This is a genomic window from Nonomuraea sp. NPDC052129 (genome assembly GCF_040680095.1).
Lineage (GTDB): Bacteria > Actinomycetota > Actinomycetes > Streptosporangiales > Streptosporangiaceae > Nonomuraea.
Window position 1 is genome coordinate 105,586 of sequence record NZ_JBFAVX010000029.1, and the last position, 13,385, is coordinate 118,970.

The following is a 13,385-nucleotide window of genomic DNA, read 5'->3' on the forward strand; positions in this document are numbered from 1 at the left end:
CCACCAGCACGTCGCCGGTCACGGCGCTGCCGTCGATCACGGTGCTGCCGTCGGCGAAGCCGGCGCAGCGCAAGCCCGATGCCCACACCCGATGCCCCCAACCACCGATGCCCACAAACCGGGAAAACCGCCCATTTCCCGGTCGATCAGGAAAGTTGGGGAAGTTTGCCAGGCAAAGGAGCGGAGGGGGTTAGCGCTTTGGGCGGATTTTGTCGAGGTTTTGGGTGATTAGCGGCTCCCGAGTGGCGAGCGCGCGTGCCACATCCCGTAGCTGCTTGGCCCGATGCACCTGGGCCCGCCAGCCCGTGCCGGAGGCCCGATGAGCCATCTCCACCTGGACCTCCTCCACCCGATAGCCCTTGCGCAGCAGGTCGATCGTCAGCGCCGTCTCCACGCCCCACCCGTGCGCCAGCGGCCGGGCGGCCTCGAAGGCGTCTCTGGTGATGCAGCGCTGGCCGTTGAGCGGCTGAGCGGGCTCGAAGCCGGTGGCCCTGCGGATGCCGTCCCTGGACAGGCGGACGACCAGGCCGTGGCCGCCCAGCTTGACGCGGGTGACGAAGACCGCGATGGTCATGTCGGCCTTGCCGGCGCGCACCGGCTCGATCAGCGGGGAGGCGGCCCGGGCGGTGTCGCCCAGGTCGGCGTCCAGGAAGAGTAAGTGGTGCGGCGTCTCACCGTCGAGCAGGCGCACGGCTTCGGCGCCCGACTCCATGGCCGCCGCCTTGCCGCGGTTACGGCTGTGACGGACCACCCTGGCCCCCGCCGCCCGCGCCACCCGGCCGGTCTGGTCGGTCGAGCCGTCATCGACGACCACGACCAGATCGACGCCGGGCAGCGCGAGGGCCGCGGTGACCGTGGCACCGATGCGGTCGGCCTCGTCCTTGGCCGGGACGATGACCGCCGTATCCTTCATGACCCCTCGGAGATGAGGAACTCCTGCGGCACCTCGTCATGCACGGTGAAGACCGAATCGAGACCGGTGACCTGCAGAATCTTGCGTACGGCCGGCCGTGGGGCGGCGACGTCGAGCGCCCCGCCCTGCTCCTTGACGCGTTTCAGCGCGGACAGCAAGACGTTCATCCCCGTGGAGTCGCAGAAATCCACGCCGGACATGTCGATGACCACGCGGCTGGGCCCGTCCTGCAGCAGCCGAGCGAACTCCGCCTGCAGGTGGGGTGCCGTATAGAGGTCGATTTCACCGGTGATGGCGACTAGCGCATGGCCGGCATGTGATCGAGTCGAGACCTTGAGCTCCACATGGGCAGGCTAGCGGCGCGGAGGCTTCCGGTCACGTTGTCACGCCGATAGGGCAACCTCAGGATTTTGTCCTCCGTTTGGACTCCATGAAAACAGAGAGTACGCGAAGCTTGACTGTGTGACACCGGCATGGCCGGAGAGGGGGGCGGCCCGGCACCTCGCTTCTGGTCACTACTTCACTTGAGAAGGAGGGGCCGGGCGAGACCCACGGGCCCGAGCATTCATGAGAACAGAGAAACCCGAAGACCCGCACCGACGACGGCTCCGCGAACGACTGGAAGCCATCCTCATCCGCACAGAGAAGGCCACCTCGTGGCATGACAGAGTGGGGCGCCTGCGTAGCCTGATCAATCACGAAGGCTTCGTCCCCGTACACACGAAACTCGCCGGCGAAGACCTCGACTTCCTCGCCGACGCCCGCGACGACCTGCTCAGATTCTCCGAGCTCGGGCTGCGGCTGTTCGACCTCCACCAGCCGCGCGACGCGGGCGGCATCACGAGCGACGCCGAGCACCCCATCCTGCGGTGCCGGAGTTGTATGTGGCGCTGGCCGTGCCCGACGTTCCGCGCGATGTCGGAGTCGTTCGGCGCCGGCCACGACAGCGCCCTGCCGGAGTCCGGTTGAATAGCCCGACCTGAGCGACCTGACGGGCGCGCTATCCCGAGACCAGCGGCAGCCGGATCTCGAAGCGGCAGCCCGGCCCGTCGTTGACCACACCGATCACCCCGTCGTGCGCCTCCACGATGCCCTGCGCGATCGCCAGGCCGAGCCCGGCCCCGCCGTCTTTGGTCGGGGTCCGGGCCGCCTCGCCCCTGAAGGCCACCTCGAACACCCGGTGCAGGTCCTCGTCGGGGATCCCCCCACAGCAGTCGCTGACCGACAGGCACGCCATGCCCGAGTCGACGGCCGCCCGCAACACGACCGTGCGGTCCGACGGCGTGTGCCTGATCGCGTTCACGACGAGGTTGCCCAGCGCCCGGCTCAGCGCGTTCGGGTCCGCCCGCACGGGGACCGCCTCGGCCGCCTCGGCGGTCAGTCGCACCCCCTTGGCGCGGGCCAGTGGCTCGGCCCCGGCGAGCGTGTCGGCGACCAGGTCGGCGAGCCCGATCCGGGCAGGAGTGAGCCGCAGCGCCCCGGCGTGGATCCGCGACAGCTCGAACAGGTCGTCGACCATCGCCGACAACCGCTCCACCTCCAGCTTGATCTGGCCGTGATAGCGCGCGACGGTCCCGCGGTCGGACACCACGCCGTCTTCCAGCGCCTCGGCCATCGCCCGCAGCCCGGCGAGCGGGGTGCGCAGGTCGTGGCTCACCCAGGCGACCAGCTCGCGTCGAGCCCCTTCCAGGGCGCGCTCCCGCTCGTACGCCTCCTCCAGCGTGTTCGCGATCGTCTGCAGTTCCGACGGCAGCCCCTTGGGCGCGGTGAACGGCAGATCGCGTACGGCCGCCACCAGCCGCCTGCTCTCCCCCACGACCCGTCTGGCCAGCACGAACGCCACCCCCAGCCCGACCAGCCCGCCGACGGCCACCACGCTGAGCACGATGTCCCTGACCGCGCCCTCGATGATCATCTTGAGCGTGATCGCCACCACGCCGGCCAGCGTCGCCACGATCGCGACCACCATGACCACGGCCAGCATGACCCCGATCGAGCGGGTACGCAGCCGCCACATGACGGACACACCCAGGATCCCCACCAGCAGCCCCAGCCCCGCCGTGACCGCCACGATCATCCCCAGATCGCTCATCACCGCGGGATGGGGAGTCACGGCGCACCGTCGAGTGGGTCGCCAGCGATATGTGGGTCGCCGGCGGGTTCGAGCGGTTCGTACCGGTACCCCACGCCCCAGACCGTGACGATCCGCCGCGGCGCGGTCGGATCGGGCTCGATCTTCTCCCGCAGCCGCCGGACGTGCACGGTCACCGTGGAGGAGTCCCCGAACGACCAGCCCCACACCTGGTTGAGCAGCGCCGACCGGCTGAACGCCTGCCGAGGGTTGCGCACGAGGTAGGCCAGCAGGTCGAACTCGCGGGCGGTGAGCAGCACCTCGGCCCCGCCCAGCCGTACCTCGTGGGCCCCGACGTCGACCACCAGGTCGCCGTCACGCAGCACGCCCGTGCCGCCCGTGACCGAGGCGCCGCGGGCGCGGCGCAGCACCGACTGGACGCGCAGCGCCAGCTCACGCGGGCTGAAGGGCTTGGTCACGTAGTCGTCGGCGCCGGTTTCGAGCCCGACCACGCGGTCGATCTCCTCGCCGAGCGCGGTCAGCATGATCACCGGGACCGGCCAGCGCTCCCTGAGCTTCCTGCACACCTGCAGCCCGTCGATCTTCGGCAGCATCAGGTCGAGCACCATCAGATCCGGCGGGCTGGCCAGCGCCCGCCGCAGCGCCTCGGCGCCGTCGCCCACGCACTCGACCTCGTGCCCGTCGCGCTCCAGATATCGCGCCACCACTTCGGCCACGGTCGGGTCGTCGTCGACCACCAGGATGCGCGTGTTCACCCTTTCACCGTACGGCGGAGGCGTGCCGAATCGACACTTACGTCATTGCTTCGTAAGCCTCGCGGATCATGCTCGCAGGACGTACGGTGGGCGCATGAGTCGCGTCGTCATGCTCGTATTGGGGGCCCTCCTTGCCCTCTTCGTGCTGTTCAATTTCGTGATCCCCATGATCATGGGGCTGCTCAAGGTCGCCCTCATCATCGGTGTGGTCGCCCTTCTGGTGTTCATCGCCGTCACCTTGGTCGGGAAGTCGTCCTCGTCACGGTGACGCTTTTCCTGTTCGACCCCTGGCTCATCGGCGTGACCATGGTGGCGATCCTGCTGCTCGCCACCTGGGCCGCCCGGCTGCTGCCCGCCATCGGCGGCGACGCGCCCGGCTTCCCGCTGATGTACGCCCGGCGCACGGCCTTCCAGCGCCAGCGCCATCCCGCGGCGGCAGGCCGGCCACGGCCACGAGCTCCGTCATCGCGCCCCGCTTCCGGGTAAGCGGGGCTCTCTTCAGTGAGCCCTGATCCATCTCTCTTTGATTGAAGGGCTCATGTTCGACTCTTTCGTGTCATTTCTGCTGGCCGTGTCCGGCGACAACGCCGCCGTGGCCATCGTGCTGTTCACCGTGGCCGTACGCCTCCTGCTGCTGCCGCTCGGCATCCGCCAGGCCCGCGCCACACAGGTCCAGAAGCGCTTGGCGCCCAAGCTGGCCGAGCTGCGGAAGCGGTGGTCGCGCAACCCCGAGAGACTGGCCAAGGAGACCACCAAACTGTACGCGAAGGAAGGCACCTCGCCTTTGGCCACGATCCTGCCGGGATTGGGGCAGCTTCCGTTCATGTGGGTGATGTATCGGGTCGCCACGCACCCCACCGCTTTCCTGGGGCATGACCTGCTGGGCGCCCCTTTGGGGCAGCATGTGGCGGGAATCGTCACCAATTACGGTCTGGTTAGCGGGCCATTTTTGGTCTTTGCCGTGGTCATCGCGCTGATCGCGGTCGTGGCGTGGATTTCGGCCCGCAAAGTCAGCGCCACGCTGCCCGACGAGCAGCCCGCGCTGATACGGAAAATCATGCCGCTGATGCCGTTCGGCACGGTGCTGGCCGCCGCGGTGCTGCCGCTGGCCGCGGCGCTCTACCTGCTGATCTCCACGGCGTGGACCGTGGGAGAGCGGGCGATCCTGGCCACCCGGCCGCTGAGCGCGTAGCCGCTATCCAGCCTCTCGCAGTGCGTGGACCTGCCCGTTCATCAATCCGTTGGGGGCGTGCAAGATCGCCCACACCGTCGTGATGTCACCGTCGTGGCGGACTCCCCAGCTCTCCGCGACGTACTCGACGATGCCGAGTCCCCTGCCCCCGAGCGACGACAGAGTCGGCCGGCCGGCACGGGGCTCGGTGGCCGCGCCGCCATCGCTCACAGCGACCTCGATGTGTTCGTCGCTCCGCAGCCAGGCCACCCTGACCATGCCCGACGGCAGCGGATGCGCATGCCGTAGCGCGTTGCTCAGCAGCTCGCTCACCACGAGGACGGCATCGTCGATCGCGGTGGCGAAAACCCCGCGATCCTGCAGGTCAGTGCTCAGACGCTGGCGGGCGACGGCGACACTGGACGGCGCGTACGGCAGTAGCACCACGCTTGACACACCCACCTCCCCGCTCCCAGTGCCCCCCACGGGAACACTCCCCGGTACGACCGAAATGCCCCGTTACTCGATCCCAGAAACCGCATCTCGATCACAGCTTGTACACATCGGACGATAGATCAGCGTAACCGTTACCACCTCGTTACCGCATCGGTGTGTCGGATCGGATAGGGGAAGCGTTGCCCAACACGAGCCGCATTCGAGTGCCTCCACCGGGTCGCGGATGGGCACTCACATCGCCGCCCTGAGCCCTGGCCAGACTGCGCACAATGTAGAGCCCGAGGCCGACTCCGCCGAACCTGCGACGGTCACCGCTGTCGACCTGGACGAACCGCTCGAAGACCCGCTCCCGATCCGGCGCGGCGATGCCGACGCCCTCATCGTCCACCACCACGACCACGGCGTCGTCCTCGGGCCAGGCGCCCACACTGATCAGGCCGCCCGTCGGCGAGTACTTGAAGGCGTTCTCCAGCAGCTGGCCGAGGATGATGTCGGTGGCGAGCGCGTCGCCTCTGACGTACGGCAGCGCCTCGGGGATGGCCACCTCCACCCGGTGCCTGTCGGACAGCACAGGCAGGCCGAGCGTGGCCGCGTGGATCCGCTCGGCCAGATCGAACGCCTCGATGCGCACCGGCGGCTCGTCGGCGCCCGCCCTGGCGCCGAGCAGCAGGTGGTCCATGAGCTGGCCGAGCGACCTGGCCCGCTCGGCGATCGTGTGGACGGCGGAGCGCCGCTCGGTGTCGTTCAGCTTGTCCCAGCGCGCGTCGAGCGTGCTGGCGAACCCGCGCACGATCGTGATGGGCGTGCGCAGCTCATGACTGGTCGTGGCCAGGAACAGGTCCTTGGCCTCCTCCAGTTCCTTGGCCGTGGTCACGTCGCGGAAGTCGACGACCACCTCTCCGGTCTCCTCGATCTTGGCGCTGACCACGTCCAGCCAGCGCCCGCTCTCCAGCTGGTAGGTGAGCTTCTCTCCCGGGCTGGGCAGCGGGAAGGGCAGCGGCCCGCCGATGACGGCCTCTCCCGGCGTCGCGGTGAGCTCGGCGGCGGCCGGGTTCCACTGGCTGACCCGCCCGGCGCGGTCGAGCACGGCGATGCCGTCGGCGCTGGCATCGAACACCGCCCGCTCGTGCGCCCGCTGACGTACGGCCTCCTGATAGGCCACCGCGTTGCCGACCGCGATGCCGGCGTGCCCGGCCAGCAGCTCCAGGAGTTCGAGCTCCAGATGGCCGGGCTTGCGGTCGGCGAACAGCGCGTACAGGGCCCCGTAGGGACGGCCACCGACCGCGGCCAGGCCGAGCGCGATCGTGTGCAGCCCGTCGAGCTCGGCCCACACCAGGTCGCCGAGCCCCTGCGACTCCAGCATCACCGTCTTCCCGGTGCGTAAGAGCTTGCCGACCAGGCTGGTACGCAGCTCGGCCGTCACGTCCTTGAGCGAGTCGGGCAACTGGTGCGCGCTCACCAGCCGCAGCCGCTCGCCCTCGATGAGCACGAAGCCGCCCGCGTCGGCGCCGGTCAGCTCGGTCAGGCTGGCCGCGATGCGGTCGAGCACCGTGGACAGCTCCAGCTCGGCGTTGATGTCGCCGACCACGTCGGTGAGCCGGCGCACCAGCCGGGCCCGCCGCGCCATGCGGTTCCTGGCGGCCTCGTCGGCCTCGGTCAGATGGTGCACGAAGACGTAGCCCGCCACGGCGCTGCCCGTGAGCAGCGCGCTCGTGTCGACCCTCAGGTCGAGCACGGTGCCGTCCCTGCGCAACCGCTTGGTACGCAGCGACACCTGGCCGCCCGTACGCACCCGTTCGAGCACCGCGTTGTGCTCCGCTGTCAGCTCCCCCGGCACGATCGGCGCCCTGCGGCCCAGCATCTCCTCGGCCGACCAGCCGAAGAGCCGCTCCGCCGCCCGGTTCCAGACGAGTACGGTCTGGTCCCTGTCGAGCGCGACCACGGCGTTGGGCGAGCTGGCGAGCACCGCGCGAGCGATCTCATCGTCACTGCCTGCTCTGTCGTCACCCACACCTCCATAGTGCCTGTGGCGTGCGGCGTTCGTCGGGCGATCCGTCCGATACGCTGCGGGCACGGCCTTTCAGGGCGGCGGAAGAGGGTGGCGGGTATGTCCAGTGGAGACCTCGATGCCCTGCTGCGGGTGACTTCCGCCACCTATCGCGGCGAGGTGCCGCCCGATGTGGCGTTCGGCACCTATGACGGCGCGGTCGGCCGGCTGGTGCTGGCGGTGAGCGGCAAGGGCATCGTGGCGTGCAGCTTCGAGTCGGAGGACACCGTCTTCGAGTTGGTCGTCCGCCATGTGGGCGCGTTCGTCGGGCCCGACCCCGGGCGGCTCGACCCGGTGCGCAGGGAGCTCGACGCCTACTTCTCCGGCCGCCTGCGGGCCTTCGCCACACCGGTGGACCTGTCCATCGCCACGACGTTCGCCCGTACGGTGCTGCAGAAGACCATGGCCGTGCCCTACGGCGAGACGGCGACCCTCGACGAGATCGGCGAGAGCATCGGCCGCCCGCGCGCGCTGCGCGCGGTCGGCAACGCGCTCAACGCCAACCCCGTCTGTGTGGTCGTGCCGTGCCACCGGATCGTGCCGGTCGACGGCGAACTCGGCGACTACGCGGGCGGCCAGGCCGCCAAGCGTCATCTCCTCAACATCGAGAAACGCTCACGGGCCTGAGGTACGTACTCAGAAGCGAGCTCAACGACGCGTGATCGACGCGCGCCTGGTCGCCCAGCCGATCGCCAGCGTCACCAGGGCCGCCACCAGAGCCGCGCCCAGGGCCCCGTTCATCCACGGCTGCCTGGTGAACCCGGTGGCCTCGCGTACGGCCGCCCAGAGGCCGTCCCACCGCTCGACCGTCGGCGTGGAGGTGGTCAGCCAGTAGGCCACGAAGCCGAGCGCCCAGGGCACCAGCATGGACCAGCGGGCGGGCGCGTCCTCGTTGGTGTTCCACCCCGAGGATCCGCCGAGCACGAAGTAGTCGACCGCCAGCACCGCGAACATCGGCACGAACACCGCCCCGATCACGCCCAGGAACGCCCCGTACGAGTTCACGTCGACCACCAGCGCGATGGCGGTGGTCAGCACGCCGATGGCGATCGAGAAGACCCGCCGGTCGACGCGCGGCATGAGGTTCTGCAGGGACATGGTCGTGGAGTAGACGTTCGCGAACGACTGGTCGGCCTCCCGCAACACCAAGATCGCGAAGAACAGCGCGCCCAGCGGCACCGCCACGAACGCCCCGAACACGGCCGTGCCGTCGGCGGCCACCGCGGCGGACCCGGCGATGGCCACCGCGTAGACGCCCAGCCCCAGGCAGGCGACCTGCGCCAGCGTGTAGCCGCCGACCACGCCCGCGAAGGCCGCCCGGCTCGACCTGGAGTGCCGGGCGAAGTCCGCCGCGATCGGCACCCACGAGACCGACAGCGCGATGACGTAGTCGACCGCGGGCGCGAACGCCGTCCACGACCCGCCGCCCTGCGGCGGAGCCTTCGACAGGAACGCCACCGCGAACCAGACCAGCGAGATGATCACCCCGATGGTGACGTAGCGCCGCAGCAGCCGGACCGACCCGAGCGGCCAGATGGTCAGCGACGTGGTCAGCGCCCCCGCCACCACCACCCACACCTGGTACGGCACCACGGCCCCGAAGATGGCCATCGCGCCCTTGGCGATCACCCACAGCTCGAAGGCGCCCCACCCGATCATCTGGACGATGTTGAGCACGGTCGGGATGTAGGACAGCCGCGCCCCGAACAACCCGCGCAGCAGCACCATCGCCGGCCGCCCGGTCTGCGTGCCCGGGATGGCCGACAGCCCCACCATGGCCGTGCCGACCAGGCTGCCGACGAGGGCGGCGAGCAGGGCCGCGCTCAGGCTGAGCGGGCTGCCGCCGAGCGGGTCGAGCAGGAACAGCGCACCGCTGAACCCCAGCAGGCTCACGGCCAGGTTCGCCCACAGGGCCCCCTGGTCGAGCAGCCCGAGCGTCTTGGGGGGCGTCCCTTCGAGGGTCAGCGGGACTTCGTCGACGACATGCGTCATCTCACACTCCCTACGCCGGCATTACCCGGACAGGTTCATGCGGTCGGCGACAGGTCAGTCGCCCTCTCAGCCCGGTGCACCCCGAGCTCCCGCGGTTTGTGTAGTTGTCGAGCGGATTATGCCATCCGTCAGGCGACGAACGGCGGGCGCCCCGTCTCACTGACCATCGGGCGGCGCGCGCCCGCCCACGACTGCATGCCGCCGTCGACGTTGACCGCCTCGCGCCCGAGCTGGTTGAGCCAGGCCGCGACCTGGAACGACCGGCCGCCGACCCGGCAGACCACGTAGACGGTCCGGTCGCCCGGCACCTCCTCGACCCGCCCCTGGATCTGCGTCATCGGGATGTGCACCGCCTCGGGCGCGTGCCCGGCCACCCATTCGTCCTGTTCACGCACGTCGAGCAGGTAGGCGTCGGCGGGAACGTCGCTGGCCGAGATCTCTGGAACCGTCATGCCTCCATCATCTCGCGTCGCTGGTCATCTCGCGTCGCTGGTCATAGGCGGCACGCGCCGTGGCGATCTCCTGCCGGTGCTCCTCGGTCCAGGTGACCAGGCTCTTGATCGTCTGGTGCAGGGTCCGGCCGAGCGGCGTGAGCGCGTAGTCGACCCGCGGGGGCACGACGGGGTGAACCGTGCGGCTGACCAGGCCGTCGCGCTCCAGGTGGCGCAGGGTCACGCTGAGCATCCGCTGGCTGACCCCGTCGATCTCGCGGCGCAGCTGGGTGAAGCGCAGGCTCTGGCAGTCGAGCAGCGCGATGACCAGCAGCGACCACTTGTCGGCGACGCGGTCGAGTATCTGCCGGACCTCGCAGTCCTCCCTGGTGTCCCACTGCCACACGTCGTAGTCGTCGTCCACGGTGCTCTCGCAGTAACCGGGTGACTTAGAAGTGCCGTCTTCCATGACATTTCATACTGCCGGATGATTTGGACGGTTACCAGAGATAACCGAATGCCGATAAGTAACCAGGAGTTGACCATGTCCAAACGCGCTTGGGGCATGTTGATCGTGCTGTGCGGAGCCATCTTCATCGAGGGCACCGACGTGGCCATGCTGAACGTGGCCCTGCCCTCGATCAGGGCGGATCTGGGGCTGTCCACGGGCATGCTGAGCGGGGTGGTGAGCGCCTACGTCCTGGGCTGTGGCGGTTTCATCCTGCTCGGCGGCCGGGCGGCCGACCTGCTGGGCAGGCGCAGGATGTTCCTGCTCTGGCTCGGCGTCTTCGTGGTGTTCTCCGGGTTGGGCGGGTTCGCGACCGAGGGGTGGGTGCTGCTGGTCGCCAGGTTCCTCACCGGGGTCGCGGCCGCGTTCATGATGCCCGCCGGGCTGTCGCTGATCACCACGAGCTTCCCCGAGGGCAGGCAGCGCAACCGCGCGCTGCTGGTGTACGCGGGGACGGGGGCCGCCGGGTTCGCGCTCGGGCTGGTGATCGGTGGTCTGCTGAGCTCGATCGGCTGGCGCTGGGTCTTCTTCGCGCCCGTCCTCTTCTCGCTGGCGATCCTGATCGCCGCCGTCCCGCTGCTGAAGGAGCGGCCGACGCCCCGGCCCGCAGGTGGCGTCGACCTGGCCGGGGCCGCGACCATCACCGGCGCGATGACGCTGCTGGTCTACGGCCTGGTACGGCTGGAGCACCCCGCCGACGGCCCGGCCTGGACCGTCGGCGCGTTCGCGGGCGGCGTGGCGCTGCTGGCGGCGTTCGTGGCGATCGAGCGGCGGTCGGCCACGCCGCTCGTCCGCCTGGGCATCCTGCGCTCCGCGCCACTGGTGCGCGCCAACCTGACGGCGCTGCTGCTCACCGCGTCGTTCTTCGGCTTCCAGTTCCTGGTCACGTTGTACCTGCAGGAGTTGCGCGGCTGGTCCACCGTCCAGACCGGCCTGGCCCTGCTCGCCGCCGCCGCCGACGTGGTGCTCGCGCCGACGCTGACCCCGTGGCTGGTGCAGAGGTACGGCAACGCCCGGGTGATCTTCGGCGGCCTGCTGTCGGGGCTCGCGGCTTACGGCCTGTTCGTGGGGGTCGGGATGGACTGGTCGTACGCGGCCATGCTGCCGTCGATGCTGCTGATCGGGCTGATGTTCGCCTTCGTGTACGGCCCGCTCACGATCGTCGCCACGGAGGGCATCGCGGAGGACGAGCAGGGCTTGGCCGGTGGGCTGCTTAACTCGGCCTTCCAGTTCGGCGCGGCGCTCGGGCTGTCCATGGTCACGGCGGTCAGCGTGGCGGCACTGGGCGACGCGACCTCCGCCGAGGCCGGACTGGCGGCCATCAGGACGGCACTCCTGGTACCGCTGGCCGCCACGGCCGTCGCCGCGATCATCATGGCCACCGGCCTACGCCGACGCCCACCCTCCCCCGCACACGAGTCCGGAGAGCCAGAGAAGCCCGTCATAGTCGGAGCGTGACCACCAGCACGGAGGCGTTACTTCAGCAGGCGGGACAGGCGGCGGTCGGCCAGCGGCTTGCCGCCCGTCTGGCAGGTGGGGCAGTACTGCAGCGAGGAGTCCGCGAAGGACACCTCGCGAATGGTGTCACCGCAGACGTCGCACGGCTGACCGGCGCGATTGTGCACGCGAAGGCCGGACTTCTTCTCCGCCTTGAGGTCCTTGGCGGCCAGGCCGTGCGCCCGCTCGACCGCCTCGCGCAGCGTGGTGACGATGGCCTCGTGCAGGTCGGCGATCTGGGCGTCGGTGAGGGTCGAGGCGATCTTGAACGGTGACATCTTGGCCGCGTGCAGCACCTCGTCGGAGTAGGCGTTGCCGATGCCCGCGATCACCTTCTGGTCGCGCAGCAAGCCCTTCACCTGGGTGCGGCTCCCGTTCAGGATGGCCTTGAGCGTGGCCACGGTGAAGGCGTCGTCGAGAGGGTCGGGGCCGAGGGCGGCGACCCCCGGCACGTCATCCGGATTTTTCGTGACATAGACGGCTAGGCGCTTCTGAGTCCCCGCCTCGGTCAGCTCGAACCCGGGCGCCAGGCCCTCGTCGTCGGGCGCCAGGCGTACCCGTACCGCCAACGGGCCCTTGCCCGGACGGACCGGCTTCGCGCCCGAGAGGTCCTCGCGCCAGCGCAGCCACCCCGCGCGGGCCAGGTGGATGACCAGGTGCAGGCCGTCGCAGTCGAAGTCGAGGAACTTGCCATGCCTGGCCACGCCCGTGATGGTCAGCCCGCCGAGCGCGGTGACCGGCGGGTCGAACGTCTTGAGCGCCGAGAAGGCGACCACGTCGACGCCCAGTAGCGTGCGACCGACCGCCCGCTCGCGCAGGAAACCGGCGAGCGATTCCACTTCGGGGAGTTCAGGCATGCCACCAGGGTACGACGCACCTTCGTCCACAGCCTGTGGATAACTATGGGACATCCCAGAACGCCAGCTCGTGCGCCATCCCCTCACGGAACAGCGCCTCCGCCCGCGCGGGCTCGGGATCGGCCTGGTCGATCATCTCGGCGATCCGCACGGTCAGCGCCGCGAAGCCGGGATCGGCGTACGTCTCCACCCACCGCCGATAGCGCGGCTCGGTGGGCAAGTCCTCCGCCAACAGCCGACCGAGCGTCGAATATCCCCACATGCAGGGATAAAGCGCGGCCAGCCCTTCGCCATAATCGGCGGCCGACTCCAGCAGGAACGCCGTGTAGGCCGCGCACGCCGGCCCCTTCCGCGCGCCTTCCAGATCCGCCCCGAACGAGGCCGACAGCTCCCGGTGCAGGCTCAGCTCGTCATGGAAGGTCGTGTGCGCCAGGTCCACCAGATCGCCCAGATGCGCGGCCGGCGCCTGCCAGGCCAGCCGCGCGAACACCCGCACATAGTCCAGCAGGAACAGGTAGTCCTGCTCCAGCCACGACCGGAACACCGGCTCCGCCAGATCGCCGCGCCCGATGCCGACGACCGTGGGATGCGCGAGCTGCGCGTCGAGGAGGGGGCGCCCGGCCGCGTGCAACTTCTCGGAGATACCCATGAGCGGCAGGCTAGTGT

17 protein-coding genes and 1 riboswitch are annotated in these 13,385 nt (G+C 69.8%); of the genes, 6 read left to right on the forward strand and 11 right to left on the reverse strand.

Annotated elements, in window-relative coordinates:
- Positions 1-190: 190 nt before the first annotated feature.
- Positions 191-913 carry a glycosyltransferase family 2 protein gene (locus AB0L53_RS43235; RefSeq protein ID WP_364007602.1) on the reverse strand — a complete coding sequence of 241 codons (723 nt, stop codon included), beginning with the start codon at positions 911-913 and terminating at the stop codon, positions 191-193.
- The gene (locus AB0L53_RS43240) at positions 910-1,257 is read right to left on the reverse strand and encodes an STAS domain-containing protein (protein WP_214635395.1); all 348 of its coding nucleotides are present in this window, start codon (positions 1,255-1,257) and stop codon (positions 910-912) included. The genes AB0L53_RS43235 and AB0L53_RS43240 overlap by 4 nt, the downstream gene beginning before the upstream one ends.
- 223 nt (positions 1,258-1,480) lie before the next feature.
- On the opposite strand from AB0L53_RS43240, the gene AB0L53_RS43245 reads away from it, so the two are divergent.
- Positions 1,481-1,882, forward strand: a complete 402-nt coding sequence (locus tag AB0L53_RS43245; protein WP_357938409.1) for a hypothetical protein — start codon at positions 1,481-1,483, stop codon at positions 1,880-1,882.
- 31 nt (positions 1,883-1,913) lie between these two features.
- On the opposite strand, the gene AB0L53_RS43250 is transcribed toward AB0L53_RS43245, so the two are convergent.
- Complete coding sequence (locus AB0L53_RS43250) at positions 1,914-3,005, reverse strand: HAMP domain-containing sensor histidine kinase (protein WP_364007606.1); 1,092 nt, start codon at positions 3,003-3,005, stop codon at positions 1,914-1,916.
- A gap of 17 nt (positions 3,006-3,022) precedes the next feature.
- Positions 3,023-3,760 (reverse strand): response regulator transcription factor, encoded by a 738-nt coding sequence (locus tag AB0L53_RS43255; RefSeq protein ID WP_364007608.1) that lies wholly within the window; start codon positions 3,758-3,760, stop codon positions 3,023-3,025.
- 94 nt (positions 3,761-3,854) lie between these two features.
- Between AB0L53_RS43255 and AB0L53_RS43260 the strand changes: the two genes are divergently transcribed.
- The 3 genes from AB0L53_RS43260 to yidC are packed head-to-tail and all read left to right on the forward strand — an operon-like array spanning position 3,855 to position 4,952.
- Positions 3,855-4,028: a hypothetical protein gene (locus tag AB0L53_RS43260; protein ID WP_358430709.1), complete on the forward strand. Its 174-nt coding sequence runs from the start codon at positions 3,855-3,857 to the stop codon at positions 4,026-4,028.
- Positions 4,025-4,246, forward strand: coding sequence for a DUF6412 domain-containing protein (locus AB0L53_RS43265; RefSeq protein ID WP_357938401.1), 222 nt, complete (start codon positions 4,025-4,027; stop codon positions 4,244-4,246). The genes AB0L53_RS43260 and AB0L53_RS43265 overlap by 4 nt, the downstream gene beginning before the upstream one ends.
- Before the next feature lie 52 nt (positions 4,247-4,298).
- Positions 4,299-4,952, forward strand: coding sequence for a membrane protein insertase YidC (gene yidC / locus AB0L53_RS43270; RefSeq protein WP_364007613.1), 654 nt, complete (start codon positions 4,299-4,301; stop codon positions 4,950-4,952).
- A 3-nt stretch (positions 4,953-4,955) separates the two neighbouring features.
- Here yidC and AB0L53_RS43275 read toward each other — a convergent pair whose 3' ends face one another.
- Together AB0L53_RS43275 and AB0L53_RS43280 are read right to left on the reverse strand one after the other, a co-directional pair.
- Positions 4,956-5,387, reverse strand: a complete 432-nt coding sequence (locus tag AB0L53_RS43275) for an ATP-binding protein (protein ID WP_357938397.1) — start codon at positions 5,385-5,387, stop codon at positions 4,956-4,958.
- A 142-nt stretch (positions 5,388-5,529) separates the two neighbouring features.
- The gene (locus AB0L53_RS43280) at positions 5,530-7,398 is read right to left on the reverse strand and encodes a PAS domain-containing sensor histidine kinase (protein WP_364007617.1); all 1,869 of its coding nucleotides are present in this window, start codon (positions 7,396-7,398) and stop codon (positions 5,530-5,532) included.
- A 96-nt stretch (positions 7,399-7,494) separates the two neighbouring features.
- Between AB0L53_RS43280 and AB0L53_RS43285 the strand changes: the two genes are divergently transcribed.
- Complete coding sequence (locus AB0L53_RS43285; protein ID WP_364007620.1) at positions 7,495-8,061, forward strand: methylated-DNA--[protein]-cysteine S-methyltransferase; 567 nt, start codon at positions 7,495-7,497, stop codon at positions 8,059-8,061.
- 21 nt (positions 8,062-8,082) lie between these two features.
- Here the strand turns inward: AB0L53_RS43285 and AB0L53_RS43290 are convergent, their stop codons facing one another.
- From AB0L53_RS43290 to AB0L53_RS43300, 3 genes are all read right to left on the reverse strand, one after another.
- Positions 8,083-9,426 carry a cytosine permease gene (locus AB0L53_RS43290; protein WP_364007623.1) on the reverse strand — a complete coding sequence of 448 codons (1,344 nt, stop codon included), beginning with the start codon at positions 9,424-9,426 and terminating at the stop codon, positions 8,083-8,085.
- Positions 9,417-9,529: riboswitch (TPP riboswitch) on the reverse strand. It overlaps the preceding gene by 10 nt.
- Positions 9,530-9,554: 25 nt before the next feature.
- Positions 9,555-9,878, reverse strand: coding sequence for a rhodanese-like domain-containing protein (locus AB0L53_RS43295; protein ID WP_364007626.1), 324 nt, complete (start codon positions 9,876-9,878; stop codon positions 9,555-9,557).
- A 7-nt stretch (positions 9,879-9,885) separates the two neighbouring features.
- Positions 9,886-10,326: a helix-turn-helix domain-containing protein gene (locus AB0L53_RS43300; RefSeq protein WP_358534044.1), complete on the reverse strand. Its 441-nt coding sequence runs from the start codon at positions 10,324-10,326 to the stop codon at positions 9,886-9,888.
- A 75-nt stretch (positions 10,327-10,401) separates the two neighbouring features.
- Between AB0L53_RS43300 and AB0L53_RS43305 the strand changes: the two genes are divergently transcribed.
- Positions 10,402-11,823 (forward strand): MFS transporter, encoded by a 1,422-nt coding sequence (locus AB0L53_RS43305; protein WP_364007629.1) that lies wholly within the window; start codon positions 10,402-10,404, stop codon positions 11,821-11,823.
- 17 nt (positions 11,824-11,840) lie between these two features.
- Here AB0L53_RS43305 and AB0L53_RS43310 read toward each other — a convergent pair whose 3' ends face one another.
- Entirely contained in the window at positions 11,841-12,719 is an 879-nt protein-coding gene (locus AB0L53_RS43310) for a DNA-formamidopyrimidine glycosylase family protein (protein WP_358176594.1), read from the reverse strand.
- A gap of 43 nt (positions 12,720-12,762) precedes the next feature.
- Positions 12,763-13,368 (reverse strand): transcriptional regulator, encoded by a 606-nt coding sequence (locus AB0L53_RS43315; protein WP_364007633.1) that lies wholly within the window; start codon positions 13,366-13,368, stop codon positions 12,763-12,765.
- Positions 13,369-13,385: the final 17 nt, after the last annotated feature.